The organism is Aliisedimentitalea scapharcae (assembly GCF_045277565.1).
Taxonomy (GTDB): domain Bacteria; phylum Pseudomonadota; class Alphaproteobacteria; order Rhodobacterales; family Rhodobacteraceae; genus Aliisedimentitalea; species Aliisedimentitalea scapharcae.
The window spans coordinates 90,952-105,396 of sequence record NZ_CP123585.1 but is presented as its reverse complement, the minus strand read 5'-3'; the positions used below and the strand labels follow the sequence as shown (position 1 = coordinate 105,396).

Below are 14,445 nucleotides of genomic sequence, written 5' to 3'. Positions count from 1 at the left end.
TCGTATCAGTTGGTATGAGTTGGCGGATACGGGTCAAAACGTCCTGTATTAGGCTCTAATCTGCTATCGTTTGATCGCCATAAGCAAAAATCCCTGGTGTCCCGCCGGTGTGCAAAAAACAAACTCGGTCGCCAGGCCGGATTCTGCCGGTCTGAACATGATGCAAAAGACCGGCAAAACCGCGACCGGTATAGACGGGATCCAGCAATATTGCATCCTGACGCGCTGCGAGAGTTATCGCGTCGGATACCGGTTTGTTCATCTGTCCATATCCCGGAGCAAGAACGGCGTCGCAAACGTCAATATCGGAACTTTTTAGTTGATAATCAGAGTCTAACAAACGGAATGTCTCCATCGCGCGTTGTTTGATCCGTTTGATTTGCAGGCTGGCAGATCGACGGACACAAACACCTAATACATTTACGTTCCATCCAATTGCTCGGGCACCGGCCAGAAAGCCGACATGTGTCAATCCGCTGCCTGATGCGACAACTACGTGATCGGGATCAATCCCGCGGACCTGGTATTGCAATCTGGTTTCAACGGCCGCCGCCACATATCCCAACGCACCCAAGGGAGCGTGGTCCAGCCCCAAGTGGATGACATAGGGGCGTTTGCCGTTCTGGCGCAGCCTGTCCGCGATCACGTCCAGATTGGCATCTGCGCCTGCTTCGTCTTCGCCCATGGGATAGCGGATGATTTCAGCGCCCAGCAGTTGGAGGAGCAACACATTCCCCGACGATGCATAATGGGAATCTGTATTTGGAACCCTGTCTTCAAGCTGCACAATCGGGTGCCACCCCTGAGTTCGCGCGGCCGCCGCGCACAGGCGCACGAAATTCGACTGAACGGCTCCGGTGATCAAAACAGTGTCGCTGCCATTGGCTTTGGCTTGCCCCAAGTAGAACTCCAATTGGCGAACTTTGTTTCCGCCCATTGCCAGGGGCAACAGGTCGTCGCGTTTGATGTCGATTTTCACCCCCAGATTTCGGCTGCTGTTTGCCATGGCTTGCAGCGGGGTGGGTGTGTCATACAACGGGAGTCTGGAGAATTTGGATAACACAGGCAGTCGTGAGACCAGATCAGAAAACCGTTGGGTCATGAGGCGGGCCTTTCTTGCTGTCAGCGTGGAAACGTCAACCCAAATTGACGGGCAATTCGCGCTGCAATCAAGGGGGGGCACCCTAAAGCCCGGCAGCCTTGGTCAGGTTGACCCGAAATCGCGCCCGGGTGTGGGGGTGTCGTGGCGGCAATTCTGATGAGATATGTTCCCGTTGCTTTTGCGCTGCCAAGCGCTCGACTTGGGCATTGGTGGCCAGCCCGGCGCGAAGAGAGTGTCCCGAATACATGGCCATGCGCTCTCTTTCAGGCAATTCGGGATGCAAGCCGGCTGCCAAGACGGTGCGTTTGATCAGGCGTGCAACATGCTTATCATTCAGGCGCTTGGCATTGGTTCTCTGATTGTCGCGGCTGACCTGTCGGAACACCGGGCCAGTTGTAATCTTGCCAAAGTGAACCCAGGTTTCCAACGCATGAACAGGGCATGTGTGTTCGCCGGACCCGCGGCCGATTTCAACTTCGCGCCAACCTGTTTTGCCGCGTAGAATGGCAATGGCACCCTGGTCTTCGATCTCGATCCATCCGTGTCCGTCTATTGTGTCACCGTGCCGAATGTCGAGCCCGACGATTTCGGAACGTCGTAACCCGCCGGCGTATCCAATCAGCAGAATGGCTTTGTCGCGCATGTCCCGCAGACCAAAGGACAAAGTGCCAACCATGGCCAGAATGTCCTGGGTCTGAACGGCCATCTTTTGTCGGGCAGGACCGGCATGTTGGCGGCGAACCTCCGCGAGCACCGCGCCAATGCGCTCGTCGGATCGATCCAACTGTTGACCACGTTGTGCGTACTGCCAGGCGAGGCCAGACAGGCGTCGTTCTAGGGTGAAAACCGACAGGGCAGGGGCCTTGGATTTGGGCGATGCACAATCAGCTATATATTGGCTGACCAGGTCGGGGGATGGGGGCCATGGGTCCAGGCCGTGTTGGCGACACCAGCGGGTGAAGTGCTTCCAATCGGCTTTGTACGCGACAATTGTTGCAGGCGCAGTAGTATGGGGAGCGTGGTCGGTGTCAGTTTCGGACATATGGTCTGGACCTTCGGTTCCCGGACTCTGCGACGCTACCTTGTGACACGGGTTCATTGACGGATCAGTCACTTTTGCCAAGGCCCTGGAGGTGCGGGTTGATCTGGGAGATAGACTGGGCTGAAACGATCCTGAACGCAAGATTATTGGACATAGCCTTGGGTCGCAGGATGCGGCGGTTTTTCGAATAATTTACGGATTAAGCGCCGTCACCTTCTGTTTCCAAGGGCGACACTGCAACAGCCTCGGACAGTGTACAGGTTTGTCTCCAGCGCTGCACATCCAAATTTTCCGTGCCAACGGGCGTTGTGGCGTTTTTGCCAAAAAAGTTGGATCAAGAAGCGGCCGGGTCACTGGGGTGCGTTTTCTCAACATGATTGGGCGTTTGGGGGCAATCGACGACAAGCCTTGCCAACATCCCAACGTTCTAGGCCAAACGGCGAAGTTGCCGAGTTACGTCTTGAACAAAAAGCTCAACCGCGCGGCGATGAAGCTGCGAATGCCGCATTGCGAGATAAAAGGCCGACGTTCGGACCAAGGACTCGTTTCCAAATTCACGGAAGACACCCTTTTGAACCCATGTTTTGGCAAAATGGGTCGGCAGGGCTCCAAGGTAGTGACCCGTTTCGATCAACATCGCCATAGCCTCCATGTTGGCCACGACGGCCTTGGGCTCAGGCGATCCGAGTTCGGGGGGAACAGCCAGATCGTAGGCGCGTTGGCACTGTGGATAGAATGCCAGGACATCCAAGTTGATTTCTGGGTCGGGTATGTCAAACAAAGGGTGTGACGCACTGCAATAGAGCCGGTGCTCTTCGGTGCATAGTTCAGTATAGCTCAATTCGGAAACCAGGTTGCGAAACGGCGCGATCGCGACGTGCAGATCACCGGATATCAATCCCTGTGTCAGGTCAGTTGGTGATGCAATCAGAACTTCGAGCCGTACGTCGTTTGGCCGGGACAGGAATTCCCGTATGGCCGTGACCAAACCAATTCCGGGCAAAGTGCTGGTCGCATCAATGATACCAATTCTCAGGTCTCCGGTTATGACATCGCGCAGTTCGAGAAGTTCTGCGTCAAAATCCCGGGCACTGCGCAAGATGTCCCGTGCTTTCTGATAGGCTATTTCGCCCCGTTCGGTCAGGCGAAACCCCGCGCGCCCCCGTTCGCACACGCGATACCCCAGCGCAGCTTCCAGATCGCGGATACGAATGCTGATCGCGGATTGGGTTACACCCAAAGCATATTGGGCGTCAGTGAACCCGCCACATTCCACCACACTCACAAAGGTTTCGAGCAACGTGTTTCTTAACAGTTTCAATGGCGTTCCCCATGGGCACCTGCACCCCATTCGTTTCATAAAAAAAATTCACTCAAAGATAAAGAGTTTGATATTTTTTCATGTTTTTGCCCGTGCTTTTGTCCTTTGCGATCCGAATGGAACAAGTCTTGGGGAAAACATCATATGGCCTTCAGCCTGAAACACCCGAAGATCATCACGGTTGCAACCTTGTTGAACCGGGTGCCATTGACCGCCCTGAAATATGTGATCCAGCAAATTGCGGGCGCGTTCATGCTGGTCACCAGCTGTGAAACCCAAGTGGGAAAAGGTGTTTGACCTTGGTGATGCTGGGTCCGATTTTTCCGTTCCCTCCAGCCACCGACGGGGTCAGGGGAAACGGGCTTGTTTTGTTTCCCTGTTGGATGTCTTTCCACACATCGACTGGGTCCAGCTGGAACTGGCCTAACACACGCTAAGAAAAACACAGGAGACCATCATGTCCAAACATGGTTACGAAGCAGGTCGGTTGAACCTGCCATTTGTCGGCATCGCTACATTTGGCAAGAAGCCTTATGTCGAAGACTGGAACCAGATTGACGCCGATGTAGCGATTTTGGGTGCGCCGTTCGATTTTGGGTGCCAATTCCGCTCGGGCGCGCGTTTTGGCCCGCGTGCCGTGCGTGAGGCATCGACTTTGTTCAGCTTTGGCCACGCAGGGGCCTATGATCACGAAGATGACGCCACATATCTGGGTGCAGATGTGCGGATTATCGACATGGGTGATGCAGACATCATCCATACCAAAACAAATGAAAGCCACGCCAACATTGAATATGGTGTGAAAAAGGCGCTGGATGCGGGTGCCATTCCCGTCACGATCGGTGGCGACCACTCGATCAATATTCCCTGCATCAATGCCTATGCTGCTGATTGTGCGGAAAAGGGGCCCATCCATGTGGTCCAGATCGACGCCCATCTGGATTTTGTTGATGAACGTCACGGCGTCACAGACGGCCACGGCAACCCGATGCGTCGTGCGATTGAAAAGGACTATGTGTCTGGCATGACCCAGCTGGGCATACGGAATGTGTCCTCGACTGCCAAAGAAGGCTATGATGATGCCCGCGCACGTGGGTCGGATATTCTGTCAGTCCGCCAGGTGCGCAAGCTGGGTACCGAGGCGATCCTGGATCGGATTCCCGAAGGTGCGCGTTACTATGTCACCATCGATATAGACGCCTTTTGCCCGTCGATCGCACCTGGAACCGGCACACCCAGCCACGGAGGGTTTCAGTATTACGATGTGCTCGAAATTCTCCAAGGTCTGAGCAAACGCGGAGATGTGGTGGGCATTGATCTGGTTGAGGTGGCCCCGGCCTATGACCCGAGCGAAAGCACTCAGATCCTGGCTGCACAACTTTTGCTGAACTTTATCGGGTTCATCTTTCACAACAGGAAATGATGAACCCTGTGGCGGGTGTCGGCCCCGGCTGATGACCCGCCTATCTTTGCATGTCTGCGATCACCAGCTCGGCCTGTCCGGGGAGTTCCCGGAATTCTGGGGGCGGGCGGCGATCTGTGACGATCAAATCATCCGGCAAGAGTTCCGGCAGGAGTAGCGCCGGGCTGGAGCCGCTTGCGCTGAACTTGGTGGAATCAACAACCATAAAGGACCGCTCGGCAGCGTGTTTCATGGCTGCGGCCATGTCGGCCTCGCATTGATCAAACACCATAAAGCCGCGGCTGGGGTGAACCTGCGATGCAGAGAGGATGGCTGTTTCCACAGATACGCTGGCGATAACGTCAAATGCGGCCCTGTCAAATGCGGCCCCATCGTGGTTACGCAGTTGCGTGCCTGCCATGAACACGCGGTTGCCGTCGGTCATGGCCAGGATGGCGGCGATATAGGCCGAATTGGTCACGACGGTCAGGTTTTTACGCGCGCGCAGCGCCTGCGCTACGTATCCAGACGTTGATCCGGTATCAATGGCGATGGCAGCACCGTCCAGAATTCGGTCGGCGACCGCATTGGCAATGGCCACCTTGGCAGCCCGGTTCTTTTCCATCCGTGCCATGAATGGTGGATCCAGCACATTCTGTGTGCTGACCAAAGCGCCGTGTACCTTGGACAGGCGGCCGTCCTCGACCATTGGTTTGACGATTCGACGTATGGTCTGGTCCGAAACCTGCAAGATTTCGGCCAGTTCAGTGACCGAAACCCGTCCTCGCAAGTTGACGGTGTTGAGGATGTCTTTTTCGTATTTCGACATTTTCCGACGCAAATATAGTGATTTCTTGAGGTTACGCCCTGTGCGCACGCCGCACAACCAACAAATATCAACATGAAGCGATCAAAAATGTTGAAATATGTCGCAAATGAAGGTTTCATTCCCACAAGAACTTCAACAGGGAAGCTGCAATGGCCATTCATTCTGCAAAACATCTCATCATTGGCGGAGGCATCATCGGGTGTTCAACCGCCTATCATCTGGCGCGATCCGGTGAAAAGGACGTGGTCCTTCTGGAAAAAGCATCTCTGACCGAAGGCGCAACCTGGCACGCCGCCGGGCTGGTCGGTCAGTTGCGATCATCGCGCAATACAACACGGATGCTGAAACGGTCCGTCGCGATGTACGATCGGCTAGCCGAAGAAACCGGTATGGAGTTCGATTGGAAAAAGGTTGGCAGCCTGCGTCTGGCCGCCACAGAAGAGCGACTGCTCGAAGCAAAACGGTTGACCACGATGGCCCGCAGTTTTGATCTGGAAATGGAAATGATCACGGCTCAGGAAGCCAAGGAGTTGTTTCCTTATATAGACGACAGCGGACTTCTGGGGGCTGCATATATCCCGTCCGATGGGCATGTCGACCCGGCCAGCCTGTGCCAGGCGATTGCATCGGGCGCGCGCAGACATGGGGCGCAAATTCGCCAGGGCGTCAAGGTGCTGGATTTTGAGATACACAATGGTCGTATCACCAAGGTGTTGACCAGCGAAGGGGACTATGAGGCGGAAACCATCGTCATGGCCGCTGGCATGTGGAGCCGGGAGTTGGGCGCAAAATTGGGGATACATGTGCCCGCTTGTGCTGTGGAACACCAGTATATCGTGACCGAGCCCTTGCCGGATATTGATCTGGTCAAAGGCTTGCCAACGCTGCGCGATCCCGAACGGCTGGTCTATTACAAACCCGATGCCGGAGGCCGCCTGGTGATCGGCGGATACGAGGAAGGCACGTTACCGTTCGGAGATGACGGGATTCCCGGCGAATTCGTGCGCCAGCTGTTGCCTGACAATCTGGAGCGCTTTGGCCCCTTGGCCGAGCTTGCCGCACAGGTGACACCGGTTTTGAATCAAGTCGGCATACGATCCGTGATCAATGGGCCAATCCCCTATTCCGCTGATGGTGATTTTGTCATGGGCTGGGCACCAGGGTTTGACAATCTGATGATGGCCACCGGGTTCCTGTATGGCATTGCAGCGGGGGGCGGCGCGGGTGAAATGATCGCGGAATGGATCACTGAAGGTCGCCCAAGTTTGGATCTCTGGCCATTGGACTGCCGACGCTTTGGTCCGCATCACGGAACCAAGAGTTTTATGTATCCCCGCGCTGTCGAACATTATGCGCATCACTACAAAATGCGCTATCCAGGTCAGGAGCATGAAACCGCGCGCAATCTGAGACTGTCGCCCCTTCACGGAATTCTAAAGGCGAATGGTGCAGTGTTCGGATCGAAGAACGGCTGGGAGCGACCGCTTTGGTTTGCGCCCGAAGGTGTTGACGCTGTTGACCAGCTCGATTTTCTGAACCCAGGGTGGCATCAGTTCGCAGCCTTGGAACATTTGGCCATCCGTGAAGGGGTGGCCCTGATAGATCAGTCAAGCTTTGCCAAATTCGAGATCATGGGCTCCGGTGCGCTGGATCTGTTGCAGCGACTCGCTGCGTGCAACATGGACAAACCCGACGGCACGGTGATCTACGCTCAGTTCTGCAACGACACCGGTGGCATCGAAGCGGATGTAACCATTACACGTCTGGGTCGCGATCATTTCTATCTGGTGACAGGTTCTGGTTTTGGCACCCATGACGCCGATTGGATTCGCCGGAATATGCCGGCGGACGGGTCGGTTCACATCGTCGAAGTCACGTCGGGGCGGGCGGTCATAAACCTTTGCGGACCAAAAGCACGCGATGTGTTGCAGTCTGTCTGCGAACAGGATGTGTCTAACGCTGCGTTTCCGTTTGGAACCGCTCAGGACATTACTGTTGGCAGCGCCCCAGTTCGGGCGGTTCGAATTGGATTTGTCGGTGAGCTGGGATGGGAATTGCATGTCCCCACCGAATTCGCTGTCCACGCGTATAAGACGTTGCGCGCAGCTGGGGCAGTTCATTATATCCGTGACGTCGGGTATCGCGCGATTGACTCGCTGCGACTGGAAAAAGGATACTTGTATTGGTCCGGTGATATATCGCCAGATTACACCCCGATCGAGGCCGGATTGGGATTTCGGGTTCACCTGAAGTCAGGCGGTGATTTCATTGGTCGCGATGCGCTGGCCAGGCAAAAGGCCGATGGTCCGGATCGAAAACTGTGTACTTTTGTAACGCTGGACAAGCTGCCGCTGTACGGCGGGGAAACCATTCTGCAAGAGGACACTGTTGTCTCGCTCGCGACCAGCGCCGGATTTGGCCATTCGGTTGGTCAGACAATAATCTTTGGCTATCTGAATCGCGAACTCTGGAATCAGTCCCATTTTGACATCGAGGTGTTTGGCGCGCGCCATCCTGTCAGGCGGGTCGACGGGCCACTTTATGATCCGCAAAATGAAAACCTGAAGTCCTGAGGAGGCGTCATGTCCAAATACACCAAAACCATTCTGAGCACGCTTCGCAAAACACCGGGGTTTGGTTCCCTTGTCGCCAATGAGTGTACGATTACCCGGCTGGGCGGGTTAACAAACCTTGTTCATCTGGTCGACACCGGGAATGACCGGGTTATCGTGCGCATTCCCGGCGAAGGTACCGAGGAATACATCAATCGGGCGACGGAGATTTCCAATGCCACGGCCGCGTGGCGGGCAGGGATTTCGGCCGAAGTTCTTTGGGCGGATCCCACATCTGGTGACATGGTCAGCCGGGCCATCGACAACATTGAAACCATGACCCCGGCTTTGTTCAAATCCCGTTCCGGGTCGCCGGGCCGGGCGGGCCGGGCACTGTCAAAGCTGCATAATTCCGGAGAAACATTCGAATTCCGATTTGAGTTGTTTGCCATGATAGACGAATATCTCGGTGTTCTATCAACTCGGGATGTGAGTTTGCCAGAAGGCTATCATGACATTGTCACAGCAGCCGAACCGGTCAAACAGGCGCTGGCGGCCAACCCGGCCACATTGGCCCCGTGCCATTGCGACCCGTTGTGCGAAAACTTTTTGGATGACGGTCAGGCGATGTGGATTGTCGACTGGGAATACTCAGGCATGAATGACCCACTGTGGGACGTTGGAGATTTGTCGGTCGAAGCCGAAATGGATGCCGTTCAGGAGGCAGAGTTGCTGCATGGCTATTTCGGTCGCGCACCAACAGACGCAGAATTGGGGCGTGTGGTGATTTACAAGGCAATGTGTGATTTGCTGTGGACGCTTTGGGGCCTGATCCAGCACGCCGACGGTAATCCTGCTGAAGACTTTTGGCTGTATGCCATCACCCGATTTGAACGTTGCAAAACCCTGATGCTGGACCCTTCTTTTGCCGCACATGTTCATGCCGTAGCCAAGACATAAAACCATGCGATCAGGACGCGTCCCCATGGGGCGTTTCCCTGACCGGATGGATCGGTTTGCCAACCGATTGCAGCCCCCATTGTGTTTGTGGGGATCGAAGGGCGGCAGAGATTCTGCAGGCCGGTCTTTTGCACATCGTTGCCATAGCAGGCCTGTGGGCAACTGACTGAAAGTCAGATGCGATGAACTGCATCAAGCAAAAGCACAGGTGACGGCTTCCCAAAGGCAGCAGGCGGGTGTGAGCCACAGGTATCACATGGACATCATCGGATAACCGGGCCCTTTTGGGGTCCGGCCTGATGTTCATCAAACGGCTGTTCTGAACAGGGTGCTCCCCTGTTACTCAGCGGCCAATTTTCGGGCCAGATCAACCGTGCGCGATTGGGCCATTGCCACCGAGCGTTCCCAACGGGCGTCCTTGAACTCTTCGTATTCGATGGCGACCGTTTCCATTTCTTCACGCTTTGCACCCAGATACAGGGCGGAGGCAGCCAAGGCAGGGTCCAACCCGTTAAGATGAGCCCGAGATCCGCCCGGCGCGAAATCGAATTCGCCACGAGATGACAGGATGACCAGCTGTTTGCCACTCAAAATCGGTTCGATGGGTGTATCGCCCCGAGCCAAATCAAAACTAAAGGTCAATCCAACCCGCGCAATCAGATCGAACCACGCCTTGAGCGCGGCAGGCATCGAATAATTGTACATCGGTGCACCGATCGCGATCACATCAGCTGCCTTGATTTCGTCGATCAAGGCATTGGATTCAGCCAGGATGGCGTTTTGGGGCGCGGTCAATTGCTCAGGGTCGGAAAAGACGGCCGCAATCCAGTCTTCGTTGATGATTGTTGGAGGGAAAAGGCCGACATCGCGATGGGTGATTTGCCCGCCGCCTTGGGCGGCCCAAGTTTCGGCAAACAGAGCCGACAGTTCACGGGTGTGCGACCGGTTTTGACGGGCGCTGGAATGCACCATCAGCAGGGATTTGTTGGTAGACATCAGGGTCTCCATTGATGTTGAACGTGTGTTGGATTTTTGTGGTGGGATGGGGTTCAGCCGGAAAAGAACGGCTCTGCATTCAGGCCGGTCGCGGCAAAGGCATCGGCAATGGATGGCAACATATCCCAGGCCTGGGATGCGATGACCCAGCCTTGGGGATTGCGTACCAAAAGAAACGCGCTGATATCCTGGGTCACTGTCTTGCGGTTTTCGTGCATTTCGCAGCCTGCCAACGCCACAGCCACGGCACCAGTGATCCAGATATGCAGGCCCCGCCCTTTTTCGCTGAAAACGGGCAATGCGCCTGAGTCACGCAGCGCAATCATTCGTTCGCCAAAATCGGCCGCCGTCTGGGCAGTTGCGGGGCGGGCAGATGCGAACAACGACGCGTCTGGCAGATATGCGCTGATCAGGGCCTGTGTGTCGGGAGAGGTGTGTTCATCCCAGCACAGGGCAGCGAACTGGCGTTGGATCAACGCAGTGATTTCGGCGCGATCCTGGGCGATCTGGTCTGTGTCGGTCATGCGGATATTACCTGATTGGTGCGTGACAAAAGCGGTTCCAGGGCGGTTCCGGTATTCAGGACAACATCGTCTGTTCCCTGAGGGGCTGTTATGGTCAGCGAATAGCCGGGCAAACCCTGCCCGCACGGCAGCGCCAGGGCGGGCATGTCTAGAAAGGCACCCAGCATGGTCAGGCTCAGTGCCCGCGCGTTGTGACGGGCGAACCCGGTTTGATCCGCAATCATGTCCAGACGGGGTGGTAGGTCCGGTACGGTAGGCAGGATCATCACTGCGCCGTCCAGTTGATCACGCAATTGGGCCTGAAGACGCGGTCGTGCGTCGGTCAACGCGGCGATGTCTGCCGTGGATATTTGCCGAGCTGCGTCCAAACGAACCCTGACATTCGGATCAAGTCGCGGATTGTCCAACCGGGTATAGGATCCCAGGCTGATCCGCGCCTGGGCTGCGACCAGTGTTCCGTATTGGGCAAATAATGCCCGGACCGCGGGTAACACGGGTATCGGACGGCGTTGAACGCGCCATCCTTCGTTTTGCAGTTGGCGGCACACATCGTCCAAAAGCGTTTCAATCTCTGGTGAAAGACATCCCAGATCCGCAGCGGTGGGCAGGACCACATGACGGTGCACGGGCGGGACCGTTTTCGAAGGCGCAGTCAACCGCATGGCCTGATCCAGGTAAGTTATGGTCTGCATGTTGCGGGCCATGGGGCCGGGCGTGTCCAGTGCCGGTGCCAGGGGCAAGATACCGCGATTGTCATATCGACCAAGTGTCGGGCGGAATCCGATGATCCCCTGATACGCGGCAGGAACCCGTACGGACCCCGACGTGTCGGTGCCTACCGCCATATCAGCGATGCCCAGAGCGATGGCGGACGCGCATCCAGACGATGATCCGCCCGGAACCAGATCGGCATTCAGGCCGTTTGGAGGCGTGCCAAAATGCGGGTTTGTCCCCAATCCTGAAAAGGCAAATTCGGACATATTCGCGTGCCCCATGGGCAGGGCACCGGCATCAACCAACTGGCGTACCAACGGGGCGCATTCGGTTGCGGTTGGCGCACCAAAGCTGCGCGAACCGGCCGTGGTCGGCAGGCCTCGCACGTCTATATTGCCCTTGATCACGACAACTTGCCCGTCCAACGGCCCCAACGATACTCCGGCCTTGCGTCTGGCGTCAGACACCCGGGCCAGATCATACAGCCGCGCGTCGTCTCGTCTGAGAAACACCGAAGCCGCCGTGTTTTGTTCCACGCGCTCCAAAACCCGGGCGAGCCGCTTTACCGCCCCCATCAGAACAGAACCGGTCGCGTGTAATAGGGCAACTCCTCCAGCCGGACGGCGGTTGAATCCTTGGCCGCTTCGGCGCGCACGTGGGCGGCGATTTCATGCAGAGGCGCAAACCAGACATCCCCCCGGTTCAGAACCCCTTCGAGCCAAGTTTCCACCTGTTGCCAGCGCGCCAGGCGCCCGGTCAGGAAAGGATGCCAGATCGCCAGCCAAAACCCGCCAGCAGTGTACTGGGCTTCGAATTCTTCCCAAAACCCTTGCAGCCCGTGGCTGGGACCGACGATCGGCATCATGTAGTCGATTTCCGCGTAGTGGGCAAAAGTGGGCCAGTCGTCTGTGCCCCAATGTACCGGCAGTTCGACCAGTGATCCCTGATCTGTTTTCATCTGATAGGGGATGTCATCCGCCATCAGCGAGCTGTCATACAAAAACTCGTGCTCGATCAGCAAATCAATCACGGTCTGGTTTACATTGTAAACGGGCGCACGATAGCCCCGAGGATTGTTACCGATCACCCGTTTGTGACTGTCCATGGCACGTTCGAACCAGGCCCGTTGTTCGGCCGGTCCGTGGTCAGTGGGGTCTTCGTGCAGATACCCGTGGTGGCCGATTTCATGGCCATCTTTCAGGATCATCTCCATGGCGTCAGGGTATTGTTCGACGACCCACCCAGGGGCAAAAAACGACTGTTTCAAACCAAATTTGCGATAGGTTTCCAAAATGCGCGGGATGGCGACCGTCGGGCCATATTTACCCATCGAAATAGGATAGAGCCGGTCATGCCCGTCTTTTGGACGCGAGATATGGATCAGGCTGTCGGCGTCGATATCAAAGCTGATGGCACAGGCACAGCGGGCCCCGTTGGGCCATTTGATTGGAGTGCGGATCATTGGAAGTCCTTTTCATTAGACCGGGCACCATAGCGCGTCACCGGCGGATGGGTGTTCTCAGCGTTGCAATCCCAACGGGCGTACCACCGCATCAAATAGGGGCGCAGATCACGTTGGAGCTGGGCAGCGACCGGGGCAGGGGGCGTACGGTCCAATTCGGCGCGCAGCTGATCCATCAGGGCATTGGTATTGAGTCCGGTGACGCGGCGATCCTGAAGGACGGTATGCCCATCAATCAAAACATGACTTACATCCTGTGCTTTGGCCCGGCCCACGATCAATTCAACGGGATCAATGGCCGGGCTGGTCCAGGGGGCCGTCATACGGGTCAGATCCAGAACCACGGCATCAGCGCAATATCCGGGATACAGCTGGCCCAACTCGTGCCCGCGCCCCAATAGCCGGGCACCATCCTGGGTCGCCATCTCCAACACACGGCGTGCCGTGAGGGCAGGGGCGGTGACGTGGGGCGGCTGGTTCAGGGTCAACGCCAGTCGCATTTCTGCGAACATGTCCTCATCCCCGGCCAATGTCGTGCCATCCATGCCCAAAGCGACGGTGACGCCGGCGTCCAACATCGTCGCAGCAGGGGCAATCCCGGATCGCAACCGCAGGTTCGAACCTGGGTTGTGGCTAACTTGAGTGCCGTGCGCAGCAATCATGTCTATGTCCGATGGTGTCGCCCATACGGCATGAGCCAGCGACAGCCGCCCGCCCAACAATCCCATGCGTTCAAAATGCGCGATCACCGAATGTGCACGAATGCGAGGGCTTTCCAGGCTTTCGTAGTGACTTTCCAGCGCGTGGGTCTGAATGCGGGTATCCACCCGATCCGCGGCCTGGGCAATTTTGCGCAGTACATTGTCCGGTGTCCATTGCGGGCCGGTGGGCCCGAACCAGAAACTCTGTGGTCCCGATGCATCACGGGCGAGGGAAGAAACCAGATTCAGGTAATCCGTGGCCGACAATCGCTCCCGCGCAGCTTCGCTGCGGGCCAGTTGCCTGCGCAATGACAGGGGCAATGTCGCAAGAAACGCGGCTTCTTCTCCTATGCCATGCACAATTCGGTTCTGCCAACGTTCGCCGGGTGCAATAGCAGCGCGCAGTCCCAATTGACGATAAGCGTCGGCTTTGGCCGTCAGATGGGCTTCTGCCTGTGCGCGGGATGCCCCAGCCGCGCACATGTCAACCACAGCTGTCACGCCGGTTTGCAACAGGCGGGCCCCGGCATGGGCTGTTGCAACATGTGGGGATAGGTCGACCATCGCCGGACCGTTGAACATCCACGGTTCCAAAAAGTCATCGGCAATCGACTGATTGGCCAGTTCGACACCGTAACAATGATGATGCGCATTGATCAGACCCGGCAGAATGGCACAGTCGAGCCCGCCAATTTCCGGCAATCCCGCGTGCTGCTGACGTAGGGCCCGGGTGGGTCCAACGTCAGCAATTCGACCATTGCGGATCAGTACAGACGTGTTGGTGCGCACGTCCTGCGCGCACAGAACCACCCACCGGCCGGTCAACAACAGCGATGTCAT

The 14,445-nt window shown here is 56.6% G+C and carries 13 protein-coding genes; 4 read left to right on the top strand and 9 right to left on the bottom strand.

Annotated features, from left to right (window positions below):
- Nucleotides 1-55 precede the first annotated feature (55 nt).
- The 3 genes from QEZ52_RS21170 to QEZ52_RS21160 all read right to left on the bottom strand — a co-directional run bounded on the left by QEZ52_RS21170 (nucleotide 56) and on the right by QEZ52_RS21160 (nucleotide 3,465).
- Complete coding sequence (locus tag QEZ52_RS21170; RefSeq protein ID WP_406651291.1) at nucleotides 56-1,102, bottom strand: D-cysteine desulfhydrase family protein; 1,047 nt, start codon at nucleotides 1,100-1,102, stop codon at nucleotides 56-58.
- A gap of 82 nt (nucleotides 1,103-1,184) precedes the next feature.
- Complete coding sequence (locus QEZ52_RS21165) at nucleotides 1,185-2,144, bottom strand: tyrosine-type recombinase/integrase (protein ID WP_343212000.1); 960 nt, start codon at nucleotides 2,142-2,144, stop codon at nucleotides 1,185-1,187.
- 427 nt (nucleotides 2,145-2,571) lie between these two features.
- Complete coding sequence (locus tag QEZ52_RS21160) at nucleotides 2,572-3,465, bottom strand: LysR family transcriptional regulator (protein ID WP_343211999.1); 894 nt, start codon at nucleotides 3,463-3,465, stop codon at nucleotides 2,572-2,574.
- Between the two features lie 144 nt (nucleotides 3,466-3,609).
- On the opposite strand from QEZ52_RS21160, the gene QEZ52_RS21155 reads away from it, so the two are divergent.
- Nucleotides 3,610-3,762 (top strand): hypothetical protein, encoded by a 153-nt coding sequence (locus QEZ52_RS21155; protein ID WP_343211998.1) that lies wholly within the window; start codon nucleotides 3,610-3,612, stop codon nucleotides 3,760-3,762.
- A gap of 160 nt (nucleotides 3,763-3,922) precedes the next feature.
- A complete protein-coding gene (speB, locus tag QEZ52_RS21150; RefSeq protein ID WP_343211997.1) occupies nucleotides 3,923-4,888 on the top strand; it encodes an agmatinase in 966 nt (321 codons plus the stop codon).
- 40 nt (nucleotides 4,889-4,928) lie between these two features.
- On the opposite strand, the gene QEZ52_RS21145 is transcribed toward speB, so the two are convergent.
- Nucleotides 4,929-5,696 carry a DeoR/GlpR family DNA-binding transcription regulator gene (locus QEZ52_RS21145; protein ID WP_343211996.1) on the bottom strand — a complete coding sequence of 256 codons (768 nt, stop codon included), beginning with the start codon at nucleotides 5,694-5,696 and terminating at the stop codon, nucleotides 4,929-4,931.
- A 149-nt stretch (nucleotides 5,697-5,845) separates the two neighbouring features.
- On the opposite strand from QEZ52_RS21145, the gene QEZ52_RS21140 reads away from it, so the two are divergent.
- Together QEZ52_RS21140 and QEZ52_RS21135 are read left to right on the top strand one after the other, a co-directional pair.
- Nucleotides 5,846-8,269 (top strand): FAD-dependent oxidoreductase, encoded by a 2,424-nt coding sequence (locus QEZ52_RS21140; protein ID WP_343211995.1) that lies wholly within the window; start codon nucleotides 5,846-5,848, stop codon nucleotides 8,267-8,269.
- 9 nt (nucleotides 8,270-8,278) lie between these two features.
- Complete coding sequence (locus tag QEZ52_RS21135; protein WP_343211994.1) at nucleotides 8,279-9,208, top strand: choline kinase family protein; 930 nt, start codon at nucleotides 8,279-8,281, stop codon at nucleotides 9,206-9,208.
- A 339-nt stretch (nucleotides 9,209-9,547) separates the two neighbouring features.
- Here QEZ52_RS21135 and QEZ52_RS21130 read toward each other — a convergent pair whose 3' ends face one another.
- Genes QEZ52_RS21130 through QEZ52_RS21110 form a run of 5 tightly spaced genes read right to left on the bottom strand, consistent with a single transcriptional unit; the run spans nucleotide 9,548 to nucleotide 14,445 of the window.
- Entirely contained in the window at nucleotides 9,548-10,204 is a 657-nt protein-coding gene (locus QEZ52_RS21130; protein WP_406651287.1) for an FMN-dependent NADH-azoreductase, read from the bottom strand.
- Between the two features lie 53 nt (nucleotides 10,205-10,257).
- Nucleotides 10,258-10,728 carry a hypothetical protein gene (locus tag QEZ52_RS21125; protein ID WP_343211992.1) on the bottom strand — a complete coding sequence of 157 codons (471 nt, stop codon included), beginning with the start codon at nucleotides 10,726-10,728 and terminating at the stop codon, nucleotides 10,258-10,260.
- Nucleotides 10,725-12,017 carry an amidase family protein gene (locus tag QEZ52_RS21120; RefSeq protein WP_343211991.1) on the bottom strand — a complete coding sequence of 431 codons (1,293 nt, stop codon included), beginning with the start codon at nucleotides 12,015-12,017 and terminating at the stop codon, nucleotides 10,725-10,727. The genes QEZ52_RS21125 and QEZ52_RS21120 overlap by 4 nt, the downstream gene beginning before the upstream one ends.
- A complete protein-coding gene (locus QEZ52_RS21115; RefSeq protein WP_343211990.1) occupies nucleotides 12,017-12,904 on the bottom strand; it encodes a polysaccharide deacetylase in 888 nt (295 codons plus the stop codon). The genes QEZ52_RS21120 and QEZ52_RS21115 overlap by 1 nt, the downstream gene beginning before the upstream one ends.
- Nucleotides 12,901-14,445 carry an amidohydrolase family protein gene (locus QEZ52_RS21110; protein WP_343211989.1) on the bottom strand — a complete coding sequence of 515 codons (1,545 nt, stop codon included), beginning with the start codon at nucleotides 14,443-14,445 and terminating at the stop codon, nucleotides 12,901-12,903. Before QEZ52_RS21110 ends, QEZ52_RS21115 begins: the two co-directional genes overlap by 4 nt.

Excerpts from the sequence above, each read along its gene's own strand:
- QEZ52_RS21110 (WP_343211989.1), bottom strand. The coding sequence starts at position 14,445 with ATGACATCGCTGTTGTTGACCGGCCGGTGGGTGGTTCTGTGCGCGCAG.
- QEZ52_RS21120 (WP_343211991.1), bottom strand. The coding sequence starts at position 12,017 with ATGGGGGCGGTAAAGCGGCTCGCCCGGGTTTTGGAGCGCGTGGAACAA.
- QEZ52_RS21165 (WP_343212000.1), bottom strand. The coding sequence starts at position 2,144 with ATGTCCGAAACTGACACCGACCACGCTCCCCATACTACTGCGCCTGCA.
- QEZ52_RS21125 (WP_343211992.1), bottom strand. The coding sequence starts at position 10,728 with ATGACCGACACAGACCAGATCGCCCAGGATCGCGCCGAAATCACTGCG.
- QEZ52_RS21140 (WP_343211995.1), top strand. The coding sequence starts at position 5,846 with ATGGCCATTCATTCTGCAAAACATCTCATCATTGGCGGAGGCATCATC.
- speB (WP_343211997.1), top strand. The coding sequence starts at position 3,923 with ATGTCCAAACATGGTTACGAAGCAGGTCGGTTGAACCTGCCATTTGTC.
- QEZ52_RS21115 (WP_343211990.1), bottom strand. The coding sequence starts at position 12,904 with ATGATCCGCACTCCAATCAAATGGCCCAACGGGGCCCGCTGTGCCTGT.
- QEZ52_RS21130 (WP_406651287.1), bottom strand. The coding sequence starts at position 10,204 with ATGTCTACCAACAAATCCCTGCTGATGGTGCATTCCAGCGCCCGTCAA.
- QEZ52_RS21155 (WP_343211998.1), top strand. The coding sequence starts at position 3,610 with ATGGCCTTCAGCCTGAAACACCCGAAGATCATCACGGTTGCAACCTTG.
- QEZ52_RS21145 (WP_343211996.1), bottom strand. The coding sequence starts at position 5,696 with ATGTCGAAATACGAAAAAGACATCCTCAACACCGTCAACTTGCGAGGA.
- QEZ52_RS21135 (WP_343211994.1), top strand. The coding sequence starts at position 8,279 with ATGTCCAAATACACCAAAACCATTCTGAGCACGCTTCGCAAAACACCG.
- QEZ52_RS21170 (WP_406651291.1), bottom strand. The coding sequence starts at position 1,102 with ATGACCCAACGGTTTTCTGATCTGGTCTCACGACTGCCTGTGTTATCC.